The following is a 16,935-nucleotide window of genomic DNA, read 5'->3' as shown; positions in this document are numbered from 1 at the left end:
GTTTCGGATATTGGGAAAATACCATTAGAAACACATTAAAATGTTTAAGGTAATGTGGAGTATTAGTTAAAAAGGAAAAAAGAGGTAATTACATATTAAAAGTGATTGAGATAGTCCTCAATCACTTTTTTTATATTTTTATTCATATTTTTTTAATACTTACCAATAATATACAACAAAGGAAGATTTGGTTATAAAGTTACTTGAGCTTACTTTACTGTATTTAGGGGTGCAAATATGAAAGTATCAATATTTATTACTTGTGTTGCAGATGTTTTTTATCCAGAAGTAGGGAAAGATGTTGTGGAAATTCTTGAAGATTTAGGGTGTGAAGTTGATTTTCCAAAAACTCAAACTTGCTGCGGACAACCTGCCTATAATAGCGGGTATGTGAAAGAAACAAAAACAGCTGCAAAACATATGATTGAAGCCTTTGCTAGTTCAGAATATGTTGTGGCACCATCGGGGTCTTGCGCTATGATGGTTCACGAGTTTTCTAGCTTATTTTCTGAAAGTGAAGCGGAGTGGAAGAAAAAAGCTACTGAACTTGGAAATAAAACATATGAATTCACACAATTTCTTGTTGAAGTATTAGGGAAAGAAGATTTAGGTGCGGAGCTTCATAAAAAAGCAACGGTTCATACATCTTGTCATATGAGCCGATTAATGGGGATTAAGGAACCGCCGCAAAAATTATTGAAATGTGTAAAGGGACTGGAAGTTGTTTCATTGCCGCATAATTATGATTGCTGCGGATTTGGAGGGACATTCTCGGTGAAAATGCCAGAAATCTCTGAGCAAATGGTTGAGGAAAAAGTAAAGCATATTATGGAAACCGGTGCGGAATTGTTAATTGGGATGGATTGTAGCTGCTTAATGAATATAAAAGGACGTTTAACACGTAATGGTTATCCAATTGATGTAAAACATATTGCTCAAGTATTAAATGAAGATCGAAAATAAGAGGGGGGATAAAGAGATGGGAATGAAAATTGGGAACGATCCCTTTCATAAGCGTACTGAAACAGGCATTGGGGATCAATTTATGCGACAGGCTGTCAGGAAAGCGCAAGATGGTCTTAGAGTCAAGAAATTAAAAGCTACTGAGAGTCTTGGGAATTGGGAGGAATGGCGAGCTTTAGGAGAAGAAATTCGAAAGCATACATTAGAAAACCTTGATTATTATTTACATCAGCTAAGTGAAAATATTGAGAAAAACGGTGGTTTTGTTTATTTCGCAAAGACTGCAGAAGACGCAAGGGAATATGTAAAAGAGATTGTAAAAAAGAAAAATGCGAAAAAAATTGTGAAATCAAAATCGATGGTAACAGAAGAGATTAGTTTAAATGAAGCGATTGAAGAAGCTGGAGCGGAAGTGTTAGAAACAGATCTTGCTGAATTTATTCTACAAGTGAACGATCATGATCCTCCGTCACATATTGTTGTTCCGTGTCTTCACAAAGATAAAGAACACATTTGTGAAATATTTAAAACAAAGTTAAATTACACTGGAACATCTGATCCTACGGAAATGGCGAGGTTTGTAAGATCGTATATACGTGATGATTTTTTTGCAGCGGATATAGGGGTGACTGGATGTAACTTTGCTGTTGCAGAGTCGGGGTCAATTTCTATCGTAGCAAACGAAGGAAATGCAAGACTTACTACGACCCTTCCGAAAACGTTAATTACAGTTATGGGGATGGAACGTATCGTTCCGACATGGGAAGAGCTTGATGTTTTAGTAACACTTCTATGCCGAAGTTCTGTAGGACAAAAGTTAACAAGTTATATTACAGGGTTAACTGAGCCTGGTGGGACAGATGGACCTGAGGAATTTCATTTAGTCATCGTTGATAATGGCCGTTCTGATATTGTAGGAACAGAATTCCAAAGTGTCCTTCAGTGCATTCGTTGCGCGGCATGCATTAACGTGTGTCCTGTATACAGGCATATTGGTGGACATGCATATGGCTCTATTTATCCAGGGCCAATTGGAGCTGTGTTAACACCGCTTTTAGGGGGATATGATGAATATAAGGATTTGCCTTATGCATCTAGCCTTTGTGGTGCTTGTACAGAAGCATGTCCAGTGAAAATCCCATTGCACGATTTATTAATTAAACATCGCAGCCGCATCGTAGAAGAAAAACAATCACCTGTAGCTTGGAACGTAGCTATGAAAGGTTTTGAAAAAGTGGTGAAGAGTCCTAAATTATTTTCTTTTGCTGCGAAGAGCGCTCCGTATGCATTAAAACCTCTTGCAAAAGGAGATAAAATCGAGCGCGGCATTGGGCCGTTAAAAGATTGGACGGATGCGAGAGATTTTCCGGTTCCGAAAAAACAACCGTTTCGAGAATGGTTTAAAAAACACGAAAAGGAGAACAATGATGGCCATCCAAAATCGTGATGAATTTTTACTCCAATTATCAGAAAAACTTGGTAGGAAACGTCCAGAAGCAGTGGAAAAACCGAAATGGTCTGTTTCACCGCAGTGGACTGTTTTTGAAGGGCTCACACAAGACGAACTTGTATTAAAGTTAATAGAACACTGCGAAGTAATTCATACAGAAGTGAAGCGAACAACAAAGGAAAATCTTGTTGAAACATTTCAATCTTTAATAAAAGAATGGAATATCAAATCTGCTATGTATGCGAATGATGAGCGCTTTAATGAATATGGTCTTACTCCATTTTTCAAAAATGAAGGTACAACACATTTTCGTACATGGGGATTAGATCATAAAGAAGAGGACATAGAATTTGCGAAAGCTGCTGACCTTGGCATTACGTTCAGTGATATGACTTTGGCAGAATCAGGAACCGTTGTGCTATTTAATGATGGGTTAAAAGGGAGACATGTTAGTCTTCTTCCAGAGTCGTACATTGCAATCGTTCCTAAAAGTACGATTGTACCAAGATTAACCCAAGCTACAAAACTAATCCATGATCAAAATACATTAGGAGAAAATCTGCCGGCTTGTGTGAACTTCGTTTCAGGTCCATCAAATAGCGCGGATATTGAAATGAACCTTGTCGTAGGTGTGCATGGGCCAATCAGAACAGCATATATTATTGTGGATGATCAATAATGATTTACGCTTGCGAGTTGGAAATATAGATGAAGCATTATAAGAATACTGAAAATAGAAAGCACGGGCTGTATTAACAGCCCGTGCTTTCTATTTTGCGTGCTCTTACTGGTGAAAGTTCAGTCTAACTAAGGCCAAGTCCGCTATAGCTAGCTCCAACGATAATCAATACGATAAAGAGCACAATGAGTAATATAGATCCGCTACTACCACTCTTACCATCTTGGCCATCTGCACCGCCGCCAGTGCCACCACTACCACCTTTACCTCCATATCCCATATGAATGTCCTCCTTATTGTTATATGTTATTTTTACTTTATACTTTTCTAGATTCATCAAAAAGTTCCTTTCCAAACGCTGATTAACTTGCAAATCATTCCGTTTCATTTTACAATTTATTTACCGACCGGTAAGTAAAAAAAAGTGAGGTATAGTATGACAAAGAATTTACAAACATCGCAGAACATTGTAGAGGCATCATTTAAACTTATGGCAGAGCACGGCATCGAGAAGATGAGTCTTTCCATGATTGCGAAAGAAGTGGGCATATCAAAGCCAGCTATTTATTATCACTTTCCGTCTAAAGAAGCGTTAGTTGATTTTTTATTTGAAGAAATTTTTTCTGGATATCAATTCGTGGGTTACTTCGATAAAGAACACTATACGAAAGAAAACTTTGAAGAAAAGTTGATCGCAGATGGTTTACAAATGTTGTCTGAGTATAAAGGCCAAGAAGGTATATTACGCGTTATAAATGAATTCATCGTAAGTGCGACGCGAAATGAAAAATATCAGAAACGTTTATTTGAAATACAAGAAGATTTCTTAAATGGATTCCACGATTTATTGAAGCAAGGTGTGGAACTTGGTGTTGTGTCACAACATGCAACAGAAGAAAATGCTCATACGTTAGCGCTCGTTATTGATAACATGAGTAATTACATATTAATAGGATTCGATTTAAAGTATAAAGAAATTTGGATTCGGAATGTGAAAAACGTAATGAAGGAGGACTAAAGATGAAAATGCAAAAAAACTGGTGGCTCGGTTTTCTTGGATTTGTTGGGATTTATAAAATTCCAGGTATGATTGAAGCTTTTCAAGCGGATAAAGGTTGGTTTGCATTAATCGGTTTCGTTTGGCTACTTTGGTTCGGATATTTTATTCCTGAGAAAAAAGCGGATAAATAATTAAATTTCAATTTTTTGTAAAGTTATGTAAAATGTAGATTAAGAGTATTCATATATTAGATTACTAGATTTGGAGTGGTTACATGGATCCATTGAAAAATGAAATTCACCCTGACATGGTCAAGGTGTGGAAAACGCGTTCCTTAATTGAGCTAGGAATTAGTATTATAGTTATTTTGGCATATCTTTTCTTTATGATTAAGTTTAATTGGTGGGCTTGGATTTTCTATGTCCTCATCGGATTAACAATTGTATATACGCCGTTTGATTACTTTACGTTTCCGAAATTGCGTCAGCGTTATTACAGCTATCAATTAAATGAGGAAGAGCTTGAAATTCAGCACGGTCTTTTCGTAGTAAAGCGCGTATTAGTACCGATGATTCGTGTACAGCACGTTACAATTGAACAAGGACCAATTATGAGAAAATATGGATTAGCAGAATTACATATTTCAACAGCAGCAACTTCTCACAGCATTCCAGGCTTAACGATGTATGAAGCAGAAATGCTAAAAACGAGAATTGCAGAATTAGCGAAAGTGAGTGATGAGGATGTATAAGAGACAGCATCCCATCACGATGTTATTAGAATTAAAAATAACAGACTTTATACCACTAATTATTTTCATGTTTAGTTTAAACGGAAAGTTCCCATTTTGGTATTTAATCCCCGCTGGATTCGGTTTACTCACTATTTTTTCAGCGTTTGAAAAATGGTATTACACAACATACTGGGTCGAAAATAACGTATTACATGTGAAACAAGGGCTCTTTGTGAAGAAGGAGAGCTACTTAAATAAAGAACGTGTCCAAACTATTAATACAAGTTCTAACGTGTTATACCAAATGCTCGGTTTAAAGAAAATTCAAATCGAAACAGCTGGCGGAGGCGATGATGCAGAAGTTAGTTTAGCTGGTATTACAGTAGAAGAGGCGACGGAGCTTATTTCCTTGCTAAATGAGCCAACTCTAGATGTGAAAACAGAAGAACCATCAGAAGAAGTAGTAGAAAAAGAGATTGTTACAGAGGAAAAACAAGCGACAGAGTATAAATTAACTTGGAAAGAAATTTTATTAGCGTCTATTACATCTGGTCAGTTTGGATTATTATTCTCTTTAATATTTTTCGTTTATAACCAAGTGGATGAGTATATTCCGAAATGGATCAAAAATAGCGTAGAATCTTATGTAATGGACCATGATATATATGGCTGGATTTACATGATAGCTATTTTACTAGTCGTTTCTTGGATTATATCTACAATTGGTTATGCGTTGAAACATGGGGATTTCAAAGTAAATCGAAAGAACGACGAAGTTCGTATTTCTCAAGGTTTGCTTGAAAAGAAAGAACTTGTACTAAAATTGCACCGTATTCAAGGTATTACGATAAAAGAAAGTATTTTACGTCAGCCATTCGGTTATTGTGCTGTGCAAGTAGAAGTCATTCAAAGTGAAGGAAAAGAAGAAAAAGTTACGCTACATCCAATTATTCGAAAAGATCGCGTGCAACAGTTACTCGCACATTTACAATTACCATACGAACTGAATACAAACATTATTGCATTACCAAAAGCAGCCTTGCGCCGTTACTTAATTGATAGTTTCATTTTCTTCGCAATACTAGCAATCCCGCTTACGGGAATAAGCATATACTTTGAAAAGTATTACATTATGTGGGCGTTGTTACCGCTCGCTATCCTCATCTTTACACTTGGATACGCAACATTTAAAACAAATGGTTACGGTGTAAATGGAGAGCAAATTACGATTATACATCGTAGTATTGGGAAACATACAGGACTTGTCAGAAGAAGACACGTCCAATCAATTGAAAAAACACAATCATATTTCCAGCGCCGGGCGGATTTATGTACGTATACGTTTTCTAGTGCATCATCGAATTATAAACTAGAGCATACGAGAGTAGAAGATGCGGAGAGAATGCAGAATTGGTATAAGAAAAGAATAAGTGAAGATTAAATGAAATGGCTTGCCTAGTATGAAAGGCAGGCTTTTTTGTTATAGAGAAATGAGTAGTTTAATTCATATATTGGTGCAAATACAGCTCATATTTCTCAATACGTATCAGAAAAAAAGGTATTCTCCTTCTATTTCAGGGGAATTTGTGAAATTTTTGATATAAATGGTATACTAATATAGAAATATTAGTAGGAGGTTATATATGATAAGTCAGTTGAAAAGAGAAGCACTTGATGCATTAAAAGGTAAGTGGGGATTAGCGGTAGGGGCAACCTTATTAATTGGAATCCTTATTGGAGTTGTTGAACTTCTATTCACAGGTATTTTCTCGATATTTTGGGGTTGGGAAGAAGCAAGTGAGTCGCTTACAGTAAGTATTATTGCAATGCTTGTTATCGGTCCGTTAACAATGGGCGCCTATTATCTTGTTTTAAATGCAATTCGTGGGACTAGTGTTCGCATTGGTCATATATTTAGATGGTTTAATGATGGAAGTAAGCTTATGAAGTCGTTTTTAACATATTTACTAATGTATGTGTACTTAATTCTATGGACATTACTTCTTATTATCCCGGGTATTATTAAATCATTTTCTTATTCTATGACGTATTTTATTTTGAATGATCATCCAGAATACACAGCAAATCAAGCAATTACTGAAAGTCGTCGTATGATGGATGGGCATAAAATGGATTACTTTTTACTATGCTTAAGTTTCCTTGGCTGGTTCCTTTTAAGTATTCTTACCTTTGGAATCGGTTTCTTATGGTTAGCACCTTATTTCTACTCGACATCGGCAGCATTTTATGAAGAGATTTCAAAAGAATATTATAAAAAAGAAGGTACTACTTTTTAATAAAACGCCTAAACCATCTACCCTAAAGAATATAGGGAGCAAATGGTTTAGGTGTTTTGATATGCGTTCTGTTTTCGGGGCTCACATCAGGATAAGGTATAGGTTTTTTATATAGAAATTCTTCCATCTATGTTTTATTATAGAGGGTTATTTTTTTATGTAAAAATGATAGAAAATAATGAATAATATATGTAAAGAAAAAAGTGAGGTGAATGAGATTGAGCAAATTTTTAATTCCGTATTCATTTTCTATATTAAGTTTATTTATTTCATTAACGGTACTTGATTTATATGATAGGATGGAAAGATTTAATGAGAAAACCTTAACCATACTTGAAAATGTAATTCAAGCTACTGCGCAAATGGGGGCCCTTACATTGTATTTTGGAACACCTATTATTTTAGGTGGATGTCTTCTTGGAGAGTTATTGTTTAGAGGTATTATTTTACGATTTAAATTGAGTTATATTATATCCTTATTATTATATCTACTTTTAGCTTTTAGTATTGTTTTTATCTTTTTGTCTGTAATGGTAGGAGTTCCAGCTGCATATGAAGAAGTTCGTACTCTTGAAATGATGTATTTCATAGGGATAACTATGATTTGCGCTGTTACATTCTTTGTGGGGCGGAATATATGGGAGAAAAAAACAGGAGTGACAAAATGAAATACACCTGTCCATGCTGCGGATATAAAACATTAGAAGAAGAAGCACCAGGTACATATGAGATCTGCAGCATATGTTTTTGGGAAGATGATGAGGTTCAGTTTAACGATCCTGATTTTGAAGGCGGAGCAAATGAAGTTTCTTTAAGACAAGCGCAGAAAAATTTCATTGCGTTCGATGCTTACGAGGAATATTGTATTGGCTCAGTTAGAAAACCGACTAGTGAAGATGTGAAGGATGCTAGTTGGAAGCAAATTTGTTAAGTAAAAAGTTATTACTCAATTCAGCAGGAGTAATGACTTTTTTTATTTAGTGATGAAAGAATTAACGCCGCTCTATAAAGTAAAACAATAAAGATGATAAAGTAATTGGAAAGACTGAACCAGTAAATCCTGTTAATGGATATATTAGGGATAAACATACAAATGTAGATGTATAGTCAACGTTGTATGTTTGATGTTATCATATTGAATGATATGGAAATTTTTAATAGAAGAAGCAACTAACAATTCAAAGGTAGTGAAGCTTTTGTTGTATAAAGAAAATACTTAGTAGTACTCAACAATATTAAAAATAAGATTTGTATTTATATAAATTTAGTAGAAGAGGGGTTTTAAAAAGGAATGAAAACGAGCATAACACGGCAAAAAATTTTAGTTGCCGCTTCTCAAATTGTGCAATATAAAGGGGTTGCTAAACTAACTTTAGAAGCAGTAGCAAAAGAGGCAGGCGTAAGTAAAGGTGGATTGTTATATCACTTTTCAAATAAAGAAGCTTTAATAGAGGGGATGATACTCAAAGGGGTGGAGGATTATCAGGGGGCTATTCACAATAAAGTAGCGGAAGACTCAGAGAAGAAAGGAAAGTGGGTTCGCTCTTTTGTAGAGGAAAGATTAAGTAATGAGAGAAGAACAGAAGAGTTGTCTAGTAGTATGATGGCAGCATTAATGCTAAAACCTGAATTACTTGAGCCATTACAACAATTGTTTCAGCAATTGCAAAATCAAATAGAAAATGATGAAACTGATTCAGTTTGTGCCACAATTATTAGATTAGCAGCAGATGGATTATGGTATTCGGAATATTTAGGGTTTGGAAGACTAAGCCCCGAATTAAGAGAAAAAGTAATTCAAGCTCTCATAAAAGCTTCTTATAAATAGAATATACAAACTATAGAATAAACCCAATTCAACATTAGTTCATTTAACCTAGTGTTGAATTGGGTTTTTTTGTTAGAATAATACAACAATTTCACAAAGTGTTGTATTAAAACCGTCCAGACGGTATAGTAATATTTGGTTAAAGAGGAAAATGAAACGAAAAAAATAATAGAACATATTTTTAGCACACTATTCGAAAGGATAGGCCGCAAAGCTTAGAGTCTAAGGTAATATATTGGTTACTAAGATCGTCTGGTTGCACATTTCGAGGCAACTAGATGGTCTTTTTATTATATAAATATAATAATTTAGGAGGAAAGTATGCAAATGAAAAGTACTAAAAGATATGTTTCGATGGTTTCATTAATTTTTCTAGTATTATTTTCTGTGCTAAATGTCTGGGCTCCAGTTATTCAAGCCGCTGTGATAAAAAATCCAGTGGACGAGATTAATATTTCCCGTGCTGATGGCACGACATCAGAACCTTATCAAGCTTCTGATGGTATGAGAGTTGAGGTGAAGTGGTCTGCTAAAGGACAGATAAAAAGCGGAGATCAATTCACAATTGATATGCCAAAAGAATTTCGAAAAGATCTTATGAATATGACTTTTGATTTGAAAGATTCTGAAGGCAAAGTGGTCGGCACATGTCAGATGATAAATGGTAAACTAACGTGTACTATGGGTGATTATGTAGAAGGAAAGAATAACGTTAAAGGTTCTTTATTCGTAGAATTCTATTTTGCTCTAGAGGCATACGATGGTGTGGAAAAAATTCCATTAGAGTTTGATGTTGATGGTCAAATCGTAAATAAAGAAGTAAGTGTAAGTAATACGACAGAAAGACCAGAGCCAAGGCCAAATACGGATAATCTATTGAAATGGGGTAATTACAATAAGGAAGACCCTTCAATTGCAGAATGGCTTGTATATGTAAATGCAACTGGAACAGAAATACAGGATTCTAAATTAACAGATATATTAGGACCTGGCCATGAATTAATTACAGACAGTATCGTATTAGAAGAAGCAGTATTTGAAGATGATTATGTACCTACAGAAGTTAAACCAGCAGATTTATCTAAAATTAAGATCAATGCAACGAAGGCTGGATTTACAATTGAATTTCCAGACAGTTCAAAAGGCTATATTTTAAGATATAAAACAAAAGTTACAAATCCTGCTGCAAAGCCTCATAAAAATACAGTGAAATTAGAAGGCACAAATATTAAAACTGAAGAAAAAGTAGGACAAGTATTCGTAAGTGGTGGGGGAGGAACTGGTTCAGGTGACAATAATCCACCTAGCATTGAAAAAAATATAGTTGATGAGAATGGTAAGCTTGTAGAGAATCAGCAGTTAACACAAATGGACCAACCTATTCAATATCAAGTTGGTGCGCATATACCGAAAGATCCTCCTAATTACACATCTATGGTAATTAGTGATGATTTAGAAGATGTTTTAGAAGTATTAGAGGCAAAAGTGTATGATCAAAATGGCCAAGATATTACTTCTAAAGGAACACTAACGATAGATAAACAAAAAAGCGAAGTAACATTTACGTTTGGTGAGGGCTTTGACTATAAGTCATATGAAGACCAGATGATTAACTTGAATATTAAGGCGAAAATTAAAGCTGATGTAGACTTATCTTCTTACGTAGATAAGAAGATTCCTAATAAAGCAGAATTACATTTTGATGATAAAAAATTAACTTCGAAGGAAGTAACTGTTACGCCACCTGAACCTCCAAAAGATGGTACAGTAGCTATTCATAAAATAGATGCTGAGGATTCGAACAAAGGGTTAAAAGGTGCCGAATTTGGAGTTAAAAACAGTGCAAATGAAGTTGTTGCAAAACTGAAAACGGATGAAAACGGTTTTTCAGTACCTCAAATTTTAGCTCCTGGAACGTATGAAATTTATGAAACAGTTGCGCCAGAGGGATATGAAAAATTAACAAGTCCGGTAGAGGTTACACTTCAAGCTGGAGAGACAAAAACAATTGAAATTAAAAATACCATGCAAAAGGGTCAAATTGAATTAAAGAAAATTGATTCAGAAAATGGTGGTAAAGCATTAGCAAATGCAGAGTTTGATGTAATAAAAGACGATGTAGTAGTTGAACATATTGTTACAGATAAAGATGGTAAGGTAATTTCTAAACCGCTAGCACCAGGGAAATATATTTTAAAAGAAACGAAAGCGCCTGAAGGATACCAATTAAAAGAAACAAAGTTCGAAGTAAATGTAACAGGGGATGGCATATTCCCAATAACAGTAGAAAATGCAATGGTAGACAAAGGTAGTGTAGAAGTTACAAAAGTGGACAAAGAAACCGGCGCAGTATTAGCGGGTGTTGTATTTGAAGTCCAAAATGAGAAAGGTGAAGTAGTAAAAAAAGTAACGACGGATAAAGAAGGAAAAGCGAACGTTTCAGATCTATCAGTAGGAAAGTACAAATTAGTAGAGATGGAAAGCTTACCAGGTTACAAGAAACTAACAGATCCAGTATCATTTGAGATTACAAAAGGTATGACGACAGTCCTATCATTGAAAGTAGAGAATGAGCAGTTAGATAAAGGTTCAGTAGAAATAACAAAAGTAGATAAAGACAGTCAGAAAGCATTAGAAGGCGTAGTCTTTGAAGTGCAAGATGAGCAAGGCAAAGTAGTAACGGAAGTAAAAACAGATAAAGATGGAAAAGCAAATGTTTCAGATTTACCTGTAGGAAAGTATAAATTAGTAGAAAAAGAAAGCTTACCTGGTTACAAGAAGTTAACAGAACCGGTATCATTCGAAATTAAAAAAGGTATGACAGAAGTCTTATCGTTGAAAGTAGAGAATGAGCAGTTAGATAAAGGTTCAGTAGAAATAACAAAAGTAGATAAAGACAGTCAAAAAGCATTAAAAGGTGTAGTCTTTGAAGTGCAAGATGAAGCTGGACAAGTAGTAAAAGAATTAAAAACAGATAAAAATGGAAAAGCAAAAATTACAGACCTATCAGTAGGAAAGTACAAATTAGTAGAAAAAGAAAGTTTACCAGGCTATAAGAAACTAACAGAGCCATTATCGTTTGAAATTACAAAAGGCATGACCGAGGTCCTATCATTAAAAATAGAAAATGAAATGGTAGATACGGGAAATGTAGAGATAACAAAGGTAGACAAAGATAATAAAGTACCGTTAGCGGGAGTAACGTTCGTTGTCCAAGATGAGAAGGGCAATGAAGTTAAAAAAGTAACGACAGATAAAGATGGAAAAGCAAATGTTTCAGATTTACCTGTAGGAAAATATGAATTAGTAGAGGTAGAAAGTTTACCTGGTTATAAAAAGCTAGAAAAACCAGTATCATTTGAAATCAAAAAAGGCATGACCGAGGTCCTATCATTAAAAGTAGAAAATGAAATGGTAGATACGGGGAATGTTGAAATCACAAAAATAGATAAAGACAGTAAAGCACCATTAGAAGGTGTTGTGTTTGAAGTACGTGATTCAAAAGGGAAAGTAGTTGCGAAAGTAATAACGGATAAAGAAGGAAAAGCAAATGTTTCAGATTTATCTATTGGAAAGTATGAGTTGGTGGAAGTAGAAACACCGGCAGGATACAAACCACTAGAAAAACCAATTTCATTCGAAATTGAAAAAGGTAGAGTAACAGCATTACAATTAACAGTCGAAAATGAATTAGTGGATACAGGAAATGTAGAAATTACAAAAGTAGACAAAGAAAATAAAGATGCTTTAGCTGATGCAGTATTTGAGATTCAAGATGAAGCAGGACAAGTAGTCGCTAAAATAACGACAGATAAAAAAGGACACGCACAAGTTACTAATTTATCAGTTGGAACATACAAGTTGGTAGAAGTAAAAGCACCAAAAGGGTATAAGCAATTAGTAGATCCAATTACTTTCCAAATTGAAAAAGGTATGACAAAATCTCTTGCTTTAACAGTCGAAAACGAAATGTTAGACAAGGGTAACGTAGAAATAACAAAAGTAGATAAAGACAGTCAGAAAGCATTAGAAGGCGTAGTCTTCGAAGTGCAAGATGAGCAAGGCAAAGTAGTAACAGAAGTAAAAACAGATCAAAATGGTAAAGTGAAAATCGCTGATTTATCAGTAGGAAAGTACAAATTAGTAGAAAAAGAAAGCTTACCAGGTTACAAGAAGTTAACAGAACCAGTATCATTCGAAATCAAAAAGGGTATGACGAAAGTCTTATCACTAAAAGTAGAGAACGAACTAGTAGATAAAGGCTCGGTAGAAATTACAAAAGTGGACAAAGAAAGTGGCGCGGTATTAGAAGGTGTAGTCTTTGAAATCCAAGATGAAGCTGGCAAAGTAGTAACGAAAGTAACAACAGATAAAGAAGGAAAAGCAAACGTTTCAGATCTATCTGTAGGAAAATATAAGCTAGTAGAGGTAGAGAGCTTACCAGGCTATAAAAAACTAGCCAAATCAGTATCGTTCGAAATCAAAAAGGGTATGACAGAAGTCTTATCATTAAAAGTAGAGAATGAGCTAGTAGACAAAGGTTCAGTAGAAATTGCAAAAGTGGACAAAGAAAGTGGCACGGTATTAGCGGGTGTAACTTTTGAAGTGCATGATGAAAAAGATAAAGTAGTAACAAAAGTAACAACAGATAAAGAAGGAAAAGCAAACGTTTCAGATCTATCTGTAGGAAAGTACAAATTAGTAGAGACGGAAAGCTTACCAGGTTACAAGAAGTTAACAGAACCAGTATCGTTCGAAATTAAAAAAGGTATGACAGAGGTCCTATCACTGAAAGTAGAAAACGAACTAGTAGATAAAGGTTCAGTAGAAATAACAAAAGTAGATAAAGACAGCCAGAAAGTATTAGAAGGTGTAGTCTTTGAAGTGCAAGATGAGCAAGGCAAAGTAGTAATGGAAGTAAAAACAGATAAAAACGGTAAAGCAACGATTGCAGATTTATCTGTAGGCAAGTATAAATTAGTAGAAAAAGAAAGCTTACCAGGTTACAAGAAGTTAACAGAACCAGTATCATTCGAAATCAAAAAGGGTATGACGAAAGTCTTATCGCTAAAAGTAGAGAATGAGCTAGTAGATAAAGGCTTAGTAGAAATAACAAAAGTGGACAAAGAAAGTGGCGCGGTATTAGCAGGTGTAACTTTCGAAATTCAAGATTCAAAAGGAAAAGTAGTATCAAAAGTAACAACAGATAAAGAAGGAAAAGCAAACGTTTCAGATCTATCTGTAGGAAAGTACAAATTAGTAGAGACGGAAAGCTTACCAGGTTACAAGAAACTAACAGATCCAGTATCATTTGAGATTACAAAAGGTATGACGACAGTCCTATCATTGAAAGTAGAGAATGAACAGTTAGACAAGGGTTCAGTAGAAATTACAAAAGTAGATAAAGACAGTCAGAAAGCATTAGAAGGCGTAGTCTTTGAAGTGCAAGATGAGCAAGGAAAAGTAGTAACGGAAGTAAAAACAGATAAAGATGGTAAAGCAAAAATCGCTGATTTATCAGTAGGGAAGTATAAATTAGTAGAAAAAGAAAGCTTACCAGGTTACAAGAAGTTAACAGAACCAGTATCATTCGAAATTAAAAAAGGTATGACAGAAGTCTTATCGTTGAAAGTAGAGAATGAGCAGTTAGATAAAGGTTCAGTAGAAATAACAAAAGTAGATAAAGACAGCCAGAAAGTATTAGAAGGTGTAGTCTTTGAAGTGCAAGATGAGCAAGGCAAAGTAGTAACAGAAGTAAAAACAGATAAAAACGGTAAAGCAACGATTGCTGATTTATCTGTAGGAAAGTATAAATTAGTAGAAAAAGAAAGCTTGCCGGGTTATAAAAAGCTAGCAGAACCAGTATCATTCGAAATCAAAAAAGGTATGACAGAAGTTCTACCATTAAAAATAGAAAATGAAATGGTAGATACGGGAAATGTAGAGATTACAAAGATAGATAAAGATAATAAGGCGCCGTTAGCAGGTGTAGTCTTTGAAGTGCAAGACGAACAAGGCAAAGTAGTAACGAAAGTAACGACAGATAAAGAAGGAAAAGCAAAAATTGCAGATTTATCTGTAGGTAAGTACAAGCTAGTAGAAGTAGAGAGCTTACCAGGCTACAAAAAATTAGAAAAACCAGTACCATTTGAAATTAAAAAAGGTATGACAAAATCTCTAGCGTTCACTGTAGAAAATGAAATGGTGGATACGGGGAATGTTGAAATCACAAAAATAGACAAAGATAGTAAAGCACCACTAGAAGGTGTTGTGTTTGAAGTACGTGATTCAAAAGGGAAAGTAGTTGCGAAAGTAACAACGGATAAAGAAGGAAAAGCAAATGTTTCAGATTTATCTATTGGAAAGTATGAGTTGGTGGAAGTAGAAACACCTGCAGGATACAAAGCGCTAGAAAAACCAATTTCATTCGAAATTGAAAAAGGTAGAGTAACAGCATTACAATTAACAGTCGAAAATGAATTAGTGGATACAGGAAATGTAGAAATTACAAAAGTAGACAAAGAAAATAAAGATGCTTTAGCTGATGCAGTATTTGAGATTCAAGATGAAGCAGGGCAAGTAGTCGCTAAAATAACGACAGATAAAAAAGGACACGCACAAGTTACTAATTTATCAGTTGGAACATACAAGTTGGTAGAAGTAAAAGCACCAAAAGGGTATAAGCAATTAGTAGATCCAACTACTTTCCAAATTGAAAAAGGTATGACAAAATCTCTTGCTTTAACAGTCGAAAACGAAATGTTAGACAAGGGTAACGTAGAAATAACAAAAGTAGATAAAGACAGCCAGAAAGTATTAGAAGGTGTAGTCTTTGAAGTGCAAGATGAGCAAGGCAAAGTAGTAACGGAAGTAAAAACAGATAAAAACGGTAAAGCAACGATTGCAGATTTATCTGTAGGCAAGTATAAATTAGTAGAAAAAGAAAGCTTGCCGGGTTACAAGAAGTTAACAGAACCAGTATCATTCGAAATCAAAAAGGGTATGACGAAAGTCTTATCGCTAAAAGTAGAGAATGAGCTAGTAGATAAAGGCTTAGTAGAAATAACAAAAGTGGACAAAGAAAGTGGCGCGGTATTAGCAGGTGTAACTTTCGAAATTCAAGATTCAAAAGGAAAAGTAGTATCAAAAGTAACAACAGATAAAGAAGGAAAAGCGAAAATTTCAGATCTATCTGTGGGAAGTTACAAACTAGTAGAAGTAGAAAGCTTACCAGGCTATAAAAAACTAACAAAACCAGTATCATTCGAAATTAAAAAAGGTATGACGGAAGTCTTATCACTAAAAGTAGAGAATGAACTAGTAGATAAAGGTTCAGTAGAAATAACAAAAGTAGATAAAGACAGCCAGAAAGCATTAGCAGGCGTAGTCTTTGAAGTGCAAGACGAACAAGGCAAAGTAGTAACAGAAGTAAAAACAGATAAAAACGGTAAAGCAACGATTGCAGATTTATCTGTAGGTGAGTATAAGTTAGTAGAAAAAGAAAGCTTACCAGGTTACAAGAAGTTAACAGAACCAGTATCATTCGAAATTAAGAAAGGTATGACGGAAGTCTTATCACTAAAGGTAGAGAATGAACAGTTAGACAAAGGTTCAGTAGAAATAACAAAAATGGCTGCTGAAAGCAAGAATGTATTATCAGGAGCTGTGTTTGAAGTTCATGATGAAACAGGTAAAGTAGTAGCGAAAGTAACAACAGATAAAGACGGAAAAGCAAAATTCTCAGATCTATCTGTAGGTAACTACACGCTTGTAGAAGTAGAAGCACCAAAAGGATATGAAAAATTAACGAATCCAATTCCATTTGAAATAACAAAAGGAATGATAAGTTCAGTTCAACTAGAAGTATTAAACACATTGAGTTCCTTTGCACCACCAGGTCCAGAAAAACCTGAAAAACCGGATCCAGAGAAGCCTGGCACACCAGATCCAGAGAAGCCTGGCACACCAGATCCAGAAAAACCAGA

General features: G+C 34.9%; 13 protein-coding genes and 1 riboswitch. Of the genes, 12 read left to right on the top strand and 1 reads right to left on the bottom strand.

Features of this window, described 5'->3' with window-relative positions:
• Positions 1–237: 237 nt before the first annotated feature.
• The 3 genes from KI356_RS02580 to KI356_RS02570 are packed head-to-tail and all read left to right on the top strand — an operon-like array spanning position 238 to position 3,092.
• Entirely contained in the window at positions 238–963 is a 726-nt protein-coding gene (locus tag KI356_RS02580) for a (Fe-S)-binding protein (protein ID WP_098322975.1), read from the top strand.
• Positions 964–979: 16 nt separating this feature from the next.
• A complete protein-coding gene (locus KI356_RS02575) occupies positions 980–2,410 on the top strand; it encodes a LutB/LldF family L-lactate oxidation iron-sulfur protein (RefSeq protein WP_128282068.1) in 1,431 nt (476 codons plus the stop codon).
• Positions 2,391–3,092, top strand: coding sequence for a LutC/YkgG family protein (locus KI356_RS02570; protein WP_212934725.1), 702 nt, complete (start codon positions 2,391–2,393; stop codon positions 3,090–3,092). Before KI356_RS02575 ends, KI356_RS02570 begins: the two co-directional genes overlap by 20 nt.
• 124 nt (positions 3,093–3,216) lie before the next feature.
• On the opposite strand, the gene KI356_RS02565 is transcribed toward KI356_RS02570, so the two are convergent.
• Positions 3,217–3,372 carry a YjcZ family sporulation protein gene (locus KI356_RS02565; protein ID WP_212934724.1) on the bottom strand — a complete coding sequence of 52 codons (156 nt, stop codon included), beginning with the start codon at positions 3,370–3,372 and terminating at the stop codon, positions 3,217–3,219.
• Positions 3,373–3,528: 156 nt separating this feature from the next.
• On the opposite strand from KI356_RS02565, the gene KI356_RS02560 reads away from it, so the two are divergent.
• The 9 genes from KI356_RS02560 to KI356_RS02520 form a co-directional block, all read left to right on the top strand.
• Positions 3,529–4,110: a TetR/AcrR family transcriptional regulator gene (locus KI356_RS02560; RefSeq protein ID WP_212934723.1), complete on the top strand. Its 582-nt coding sequence runs from the start codon at positions 3,529–3,531 to the stop codon at positions 4,108–4,110.
• Positions 4,111–4,112: 2 nt separating this feature from the next.
• Positions 4,113–4,283: a hypothetical protein gene (locus tag KI356_RS02555; RefSeq protein WP_212934722.1), complete on the top strand. Its 171-nt coding sequence runs from the start codon at positions 4,113–4,115 to the stop codon at positions 4,281–4,283.
• Between the two features lie 83 nt (positions 4,284–4,366).
• Positions 4,367–4,843: a PH domain-containing protein gene (locus KI356_RS02550; protein WP_002116800.1), complete on the top strand. Its 477-nt coding sequence runs from the start codon at positions 4,367–4,369 to the stop codon at positions 4,841–4,843.
• The gene (locus KI356_RS02545) at positions 4,836–6,266 is read left to right on the top strand and encodes a PH domain-containing protein (RefSeq protein ID WP_212934721.1); all 1,431 of its coding nucleotides are present in this window, start codon (positions 4,836–4,838) and stop codon (positions 6,264–6,266) included. The genes KI356_RS02550 and KI356_RS02545 overlap by 8 nt, the downstream gene beginning before the upstream one ends.
• 202 nt (positions 6,267–6,468) lie before the next feature.
• Entirely contained in the window at positions 6,469–7,122 is a 654-nt protein-coding gene (locus tag KI356_RS02540; RefSeq protein WP_212934720.1) for a DUF975 family protein, read from the top strand.
• A gap of 218 nt (positions 7,123–7,340) precedes the next feature.
• Positions 7,341–7,790, top strand: a complete 450-nt coding sequence (locus tag KI356_RS02535; protein WP_212934719.1) for a hypothetical protein — start codon at positions 7,341–7,343, stop codon at positions 7,788–7,790.
• Positions 7,787–8,053 carry a CPCC family cysteine-rich protein gene (locus tag KI356_RS02530; protein WP_212934718.1) on the top strand — a complete coding sequence of 89 codons (267 nt, stop codon included), beginning with the start codon at positions 7,787–7,789 and terminating at the stop codon, positions 8,051–8,053. Before KI356_RS02535 ends, KI356_RS02530 begins: the two co-directional genes overlap by 4 nt.
• Positions 8,054–8,413: 360 nt before the next feature.
• The gene (locus KI356_RS02525; protein ID WP_212934717.1) at positions 8,414–8,950 is read left to right on the top strand and encodes a TetR/AcrR family transcriptional regulator; all 537 of its coding nucleotides are present in this window, start codon (positions 8,414–8,416) and stop codon (positions 8,948–8,950) included.
• 173 nt (positions 8,951–9,123) lie between these two features.
• Positions 9,124–9,214, top strand: a riboswitch (cyclic di-GMP riboswitch).
• Between the two features lie 57 nt (positions 9,215–9,271).
• A partial coding sequence (locus tag KI356_RS02520) for a SpaA isopeptide-forming pilin-related protein (protein WP_212934716.1) occupies positions 9,272–16,935 on the top strand: 7,664 nt, incomplete at its 3' end.

The sequence above is a fragment of the Bacillus hominis genome (genome assembly GCF_018332515.1).
Taxonomy (GTDB): domain Bacteria; phylum Bacillota; class Bacilli; order Bacillales; family Bacillaceae_G; genus Bacillus_A; species Bacillus_A hominis.
This window is presented reverse-complemented; position numbering and strand designations above follow the sequence as displayed.